This window comes from Streptococcus oralis (genome assembly GCF_003943825.1).
GTDB lineage: Bacteria > Bacillota > Bacilli > Lactobacillales > Streptococcaceae > Streptococcus > Streptococcus oralis_CD.
Window position 1 is genome coordinate 223,741 of the sequence record NZ_RJNJ01000003.1, and the last position, 6,906, is coordinate 230,646.

General features: G+C 41.1%; 7 protein-coding genes. All 7 read right to left on the minus strand.

Annotation, left to right across the window (positions count from 1 at the left end):
* Positions 1-26: 26 nt before the first annotated feature.
* A complete protein-coding gene (locus D8863_RS04150) occupies positions 27-1,391 on the minus strand; it encodes an amino acid permease (protein ID WP_049519046.1) in 1,365 nt (454 codons plus the stop codon).
* Between the two features lie 76 nt (positions 1,392-1,467).
* Complete coding sequence (gene greA, locus D8863_RS04155; RefSeq protein ID WP_000818765.1) at positions 1,468-1,950, minus strand: transcription elongation factor GreA; 483 nt, start codon at positions 1,948-1,950, stop codon at positions 1,468-1,470.
* Between the two features lie 62 nt (positions 1,951-2,012).
* Positions 2,013-3,764 carry an endolytic transglycosylase MltG gene (mltG, locus tag D8863_RS04160; protein ID WP_125441171.1) on the minus strand — a complete coding sequence of 584 codons (1,752 nt, stop codon included), beginning with the start codon at positions 3,762-3,764 and terminating at the stop codon, positions 2,013-2,015.
* A 74-nt stretch (positions 3,765-3,838) separates the two neighbouring features.
* A complete protein-coding gene (locus D8863_RS04165) occupies positions 3,839-4,342 on the minus strand; it encodes a GNAT family N-acetyltransferase (protein WP_125441172.1) in 504 nt (167 codons plus the stop codon).
* Positions 4,339-4,806 carry a GNAT family N-acetyltransferase gene (locus tag D8863_RS04170; protein WP_125441173.1) on the minus strand — a complete coding sequence of 156 codons (468 nt, stop codon included), beginning with the start codon at positions 4,804-4,806 and terminating at the stop codon, positions 4,339-4,341. Before D8863_RS04170 ends, D8863_RS04165 begins: the two co-directional genes overlap by 4 nt.
* Before the next feature lie 9 nt (positions 4,807-4,815).
* Entirely contained in the window at positions 4,816-6,150 is a 1,335-nt protein-coding gene (gene murC, locus D8863_RS04175; RefSeq protein WP_049477480.1) for a UDP-N-acetylmuramate--L-alanine ligase, read from the minus strand.
* 11 nt (positions 6,151-6,161) lie between these two features.
* On the minus strand, positions 6,162-6,773 hold the full coding sequence (gene zapJ, locus D8863_RS04180; RefSeq protein ID WP_125441174.1) for a divisome accessory protein ZapJ: 612 nt from the start codon (positions 6,771-6,773) through the stop codon (positions 6,162-6,164).
* Positions 6,774-6,906: the final 133 nt, after the last annotated feature.

Consider the following 6,906-nt stretch of genomic DNA (forward strand, 5'->3'; position numbering starts at 1 on the left):
CCAAACAGAGTTGATGAGTTCATGATTTATTTTCTAAATTTCCACTGACTATAAATCCCAAAAACAAAGATCCAGATAGCAGAACCAACTGCCCCCATGAAGGTAGACTCTTGCAAAAAGAGAGTCACGAAAACAAAGACAAAAAAGAGAATGGTTAGGGGATTAAGCAAGCGATACTGAGGCATAAGGTAGCCATCAGCCATGAAGTCTTGTGACTTGCGGTATTTGAGATGGGCCACCATAATCAAGATATAAATCGCGATGTAAACACCTGATGAAGATGCTGTAATCAAAGCAAAGGCATCTGAAACACCTGGCAACACATTGATAAAGGCAGCCAGAGCAATCAAAATTGCTGAGGCGATGATGGCATTTTGTGGAACATTGTGGCGAGAAAGGGTATCGACCTTGATGGCCTTTAAGAAACGATTGGGCGAATCATGGGCAATCTGATATAAGTGTCTCCCTGTTGAGTAGAGAGTTGAGTTAAGAGCAGACGCCGCTGAGGTCAAGACAACAAAGTTGATTAGAGCTGCTGCCCACTTGATACCCGCCAGTTCAAAAACCGTTACAAATGGAGAATCTGAAGAATTAAGATAAGACCAAGGAATAATGGCCATAATCGCAATGAGAGCTCCCCCATAGAAGAAGATAATTCTAAGAGGAATTTCCTTAACAGCTTTGGGCAAGACCTGACGAGGGTTCTTTGTTTCAGAAGTTGTCACCCCGATAAACTCAATCATCAGATAGGCAAAAAATACCATTTGAAAGGCCATGACAAAGTTCATAACTCCGTTTGGAAAAAGAGAGAATTTGTCGCTGATATTTGCCAAACTTGCAACACCATGCGGTGTCTTAAAGCCTGTCAAAACCATAAAGACCCCAGTGGCAATCATGGCTAAAATCGCCACAATCTTGACCATAGCAAACCAAAACTCGACTTCTCCAAAGAGCTTAACCGCAATCAGATTGACTAAAGCCAAAATTGTTAAAAAGACAAGTTGAATCATCCAGCTAGGCCATGTGGGAAACCAGAAGCGAACATAATCTGAGATGGCAGTGATTTCTGCCATACCGATAAAGACAACTGACAACCAATAAGACCAAACTGAGAAATATCCCCAACCTTTCCCCAAATGACGGGTGATAAAGTTGATAAAGGTATGTTGTTCTGGATCCTGATACAGCATCTCCCCAACAGCCCTCATCATCAAAAACATAAAGGCTCCTGTAATCATATAAATCAGGATGATAGAAGGTCCTGTAAGGCTGATAGAGCGACCAGCACCTAAGAAAAGTCCTGTTCCGATTGTTCCCGCAATGGCCATCACCTGAACATGGCGATTGGTTAAACCACGCTCCATTTTGTTTTTCTTCTTATTTTCACTCATATAGTCTCCTTTTTATCCAATAAACCAAAAAGGAGTTGAGCAAGGCAAGGCCTTCACTACTCCTTTTTCATCCTATTTAGGCTGTTTTCTCAACCTTTAAGATTTTGACATCATAGCTACCAACTGGTGTTTCAATCGTTGCAGTATCACCAGTCTTCTTGCCAATCAAAGCACGGCCAATCGGACTTTCATTTGATACTTTACCAGCAAAAGCATCTGCACCTGCAGAACCGACGATGATGTAGACCTCTTCTTCGTCTTCACCGACTTCTTGGATTGTTACTGTTTTACCGATTGCTACCTCATCTTGGGCAACTGCATCGCTATTAACAATTTCAGCATAGCGAATTTTTGTTTCTAGACTTGAAATTTGTCCTTCAACAAAAGCTTGTTCATCTTTCGCTGCTTCATACTCACTATTTTCTGAAAGGTCTCCATAGGAACGAGCAATCTTGATACGCTCTACGACTTCGGGACGTCGAACGAGTTTCAACTCCTCTAATTCTTTTTCTAGTTTTTCCTTTTCTTCAAGGGTCATTGGGTAAGTTTTTTCTGCCATTTTTTTAACTTTCTATTCTATTTACTTTTTTAAAACAAAATTATGTGGAAAACCACATAATTTTAGTTTGAACTACTTGCTTGAGGTAACTTGCTATTGATATGCTCTGCAACGTTTTGATCATGTTCTTCTTTTGTTGTCGCAAAGTATACTTTACCGTCTTCAACATTGGCTACAAAGTACAAGTACTCACTCTTTGTCTGGTTTACACTTGCTTCAATCGCATCCGAACTTGGGCTATCAACCGGTCCAGGCATGAGGCCAAGGTGTGTGTAAACATTGTATGGTGAATCAATCGTTGTATCAATTCCAGCGTCATCTGCTAAACTAATCTTTTGACCAAGTTTTCCTTGAGCATATAGGATAGCGATATTACTTTGAAGTGGCATACCGGCATTCAAGCGGTTATAGAAGACACCTGCGATTTTCTTGCGGTCTTCGGTCTTAGCTCCTTCTTTTTCGACAAGAGAAGCAATGCTGAGCAATTCATTGACCGTCAGATTCTTTTCTTTGATCGTAGCGTAATATGGTGACATAGCCTTATCCATAGCAGCTACCATCTCATCAATCAAACTTTCAACAGCTGTACTGTCTTTGATTGTATAGGTCGCTGGGAAAAGGTAGCCTTCAAGACGATAACGAACGCCACTGTCTTTTGTTGGAAGACTTCCAAGTAGGTTTGGATACTTGGCTACTAATTGTGAGATAAAGGTCTCATCTTGAGCTTTTGCCAAGAAAGCGTCCGCAGTAAGAGGTTCTTTAAATTCACCTTGAAGTTGTCCTACTGTTTGAGCGATTTGCTCTAATGTATAGCCTTCTGGAATGGTCAAGTTTGCAAGAACAGGTGCCTGAGCTTCAGGAGTCCCACCTTTTTCCAATTCTTGAATCAACTCATCCGTACTCATACTCTTCTTCAAGTTGTAATAACCTGACTTCAAGTTGGCATGGCTATAGTATTTAGCATAAAGGCTAAAGATAAGTCCATGTTTAACCAGACCAGATTTTTCCAAGGTGCTTCCAATTTCTTGAACATTTGCACCGTCTGGGATTTGAACCGTTACATAGTCCTTAGAGCTCGCATCCACAGGTTTCAAGGAATCTTGAACGTAACCATAACCAAAGTAACCACCAACTGCAACGAGTACTAGGAGAACTAGAACTGTTACTAGGCAACCTTTGGCTTTTGATTTTTTCTTTTTCTTAGTTGATGTTGCACCTTGACGACGACTACGACGCGGAGCATCAGCTAATCCACTGCTAGATTCTGTAGAAGCAGGCTCAACTCTTTCAGGCATTCCTGGGGTGATTTCCTCTTTCTTATCTTCTGTTTTATAGGTTACGGCAACCTTAGTCGGAGTATCGTTAAATTCTTTTTCTTCGGGTTTAAGCTCAACTGGTTCTACCTTAGGTTGAACAGGTTCCACTACAGGTTCTTCAGCCAGATGAATCGGTTCTATTAGAGGTTCTTCAGATTCTACAACTTCAATCTTATCAATGATTGGCTGTCTAATCTCTTCCTCTTCTTGGTCATCCGTTTCATCAGTTCTATCACTTGAAAGTGGAGGAACACTTGGTGCATTTTTTAGGATTTTATCGACAACAGATAGGGAATCAGCCATCAACTCTTCTGTTGATGTTTCTGTTTCACGATTTGAAGGAGTTGCTGAACTAGCTTGAGATGATGAAGCCGTCAGATTTGGAATCTCTACTTCTTTCTCTCTTCTATCTTGTTCTTTTACTCTTTCTAAATCACGTAGAATCTGCTCTTTAAAGCTTAATTTTTCTTCTTCTCTTGATTTTTCAGTCAAAAGCATTACCTCCTTGTTGACAATCCATAATATTATATCTTAAAAGTCGCAGAAAAGCAACCAACTAGGGCATTCCCTAGCTAGTTTTCTTTATTTTCTGGCTGCCAGACCATATCATACCATGTTTCCCCAGCAAAGTTTGACTGGGATATTCCTTCATTAACAAAGCCGTGCTTTTCATAATAGGCGATAAGATAGTCATGACACGTCAAGTTAATGCCCTCTCGTTCATGTTCTAAAGCGACTTCTTTCAGAGCCTTTAATAGTCTTTTCCCAACTCCCAAAGCTTGTGCTTCCTTGGCAATAGATAGGCAAGTCACAGAAATATAACCTCCAGGTTGATGACTATAGTCTTTTATTTTTTCTGTAAAGGACTGATCATGGAGATGGCGGTGCGGAACGACTGGACCTTCGATATAACCAAGAATACGCCCCTCTTTTTCAGCTACCAAAAAACTGGTCTGAATTTCCTGCAAATGCGCCTCAAAGACCGAACGAGAAATGGCTTCCTCCAGTGAAAAATTCTCCAGCTCTATCTCTATAATCCGATCTAAATCCGAAAATCTTGCTTGTCTGATTTTCATATTTCCTCCTGATAAAAAGGATTGGCCCAAATCAGATACCATTCAGAACCACTACCATAATGACTCTCTGTCAATTCTTCTTCAACAAAGCCATTCATTTCAAAATATGATAGCAGCTCATCAGGACTTTGCAAAAGAATACCTTGGTAATCTAGTTCGACTGTCACCTGTTTCAAGGCTGCAAGAAGAAGAGTTCCCAGCCCCTGTCCCCAATGGTCAGGATGAATGATCAATGATTTTATTTCTATCCATTTGGGATGAAGAGACTGAGCTTCTCCCAAAACATAGCCTAAGAGCTGATTTTCATCCCCAGCTACAAGAAAGGTACCCGCAGTCTTGCGGATACTCTCTTCTAAGGATTGGCGGCTAAGTGCCTCTTCTGATGAAGGATTGGCTTCTTCAATCACCAACATTTCTTCTAAATCTGATAAGGTAACTTGCCTTATAGTGATTGGAATTTCCATCTGTTTTCCTTATTGGACGTTGCTTGTCAAGTTAGACAAGAGACGCTCAAATGAATATTCATAGGTTTGGATGTCTCCTGCTCCCATAAAGACATAAACCGCATTGTCATGGTCTAGGAGTGGAGATACATTTTCGACAGTGATCACTTGGTGTTTCTTGTTGATTTTATTAGCTAAGTCTTCTACCTTAACATCACCATGGTCCACTTCACGCGCAGATCCATAGATTTGTGCTAGGTAAACAGCATCTGCTTGATTTAGAGCATGGGCAAATTCGTCCAACAAAGCAATGGTTCTAGTAAAGGTATGCGGTTGGAAGATTGCCACGATTTCCTTGCTTGGATATTTCTGACGAGCCGCATCCAAGGTTGCAATGATTTCTGTTGGATGGTGGGCAAAGTCATCAATAATCACTGTATCATTGACGATTTTTTCAGTGAAACGACGCTTAACACCGGCAAATGTTTTCAAGTGTTCACGGACCAAGTTCAAGTCAAATCCAGCTGTGTAAAGCAATCCGATAACAGCTGTCGCATTCATGATATTGTGACGACCAAAGGTTGGAATGTGGAATTGACCCAATTCTTGACCACGGAAGTGAACGGTGAATGTTGATCCAGTCGTAGAACGAAGGAGATCACTAGCTACAAAGTCATTGTCCTCAGCTTCAAATCCATAGTAATAGATTGGCGCATTGGCTGTGATCTTACGCAACTCAGGATCTTCACCGTATACAAACAAACCTTTGGTAATTTGTTTGGCATAGTCGTTAAAGGCATTGAAAACGTCCTCTAGACTTGTAAAGTAGTCTGGATGGTCAAAGTCAATGTTGGTGATGATAGAGTATTCTGGGTGGTAAGGCATGAAATGGCGCTCATATTCGTCTGATTCAAAGACAAAATATTTGGCATTGGCTGAGCCGCGACCTGTCCCATCACCAATCAAGAAGCTGGTGTCTGTGATGTGAGACAAAACGTGAGACAGCATCCCAGTCGTTGATGTCTTACCATGCGCTCCTGCAACCCCCATGCTGACAAAGTCACGCATAAAGCTACCTAGGAATTCATGGTAACGTTTGTAGCTGATACCATTTTGATCTGCATAGGCGATTTCAACGTTGTTATCTGGACGGAAGGCATTCCCCGCGATAATCTCCACATCACCTTGTAGGTTCTTTTCATCAAAAGGAAGAATCGCAATCCCTGCCTGCTCTAGTCCACGTTGAGTAAAGTAATATTTTTCAACGTCTGAACCTTGAACCTTGTGTCCCATTTGGTGCAACATCAAGGCTAAGGCACTCATCCCTGATCCCTTGATTCCAATAAAATGATATGTTTTTGACATGCTTTTCTCCCCTAATCAGTAATTCTTGTCAGATTCAACTCTTGGGCAACCTGACGTTCCTGTTCTGTTTGCTTATTCTTTTTATTATAGATTTGACTCTTCTTTAGAAAATCGTAGTTGTTCTTGTTGGCTTTTCCCGTTTGGGTTTTTGGAGTTGGATTCGCCACTTGGCCAACCTCCTCAGCTAAGATATAGTGAGACTGGCTCAAGTTTTTGCTAAATTTGGCAAACTCACCTGGATTTTCCTTTTGAAATGGTGCTGTTGGTTGGCTTCCTTGACGAACAAGTGTTGAACCATTGTGTCGTCTGGTATGACTAACATCCTGAGTCAAATATTTAGCTGAACGTTTCTTCTTCAAGTCCGCACGCGCCTCTTCTCGAGCCAACTCTGCATAAGTCTTTTCAACTTTTTTAGGTTCTGGACTTGGCTTTGACTCCTTAGTAACCACTGGAGAAACTACGGTTTCTTCCTCATTGATAGGAGACCATTCCAAATAGTTCTTATCGCGGTAATCACCTTTGATATTGCTAATAAAGTCTGACTCATCGTACAAGTCCATGACTGGCATTTTGGTCAGCATGATCTCATCATCTGACACCAATGGAAATCGATCTTGTTTCATTTTGTATTTCCTTTCAACACTTCATTATAGCGTATTGTCTTGATTTTTCAAGTGCTGGCTTCAGAAATTCCCAAAATTTCACGAATTTCTGCCAGACTGAGACTCGCACGCGACTCCGTACCATCTAAAACTT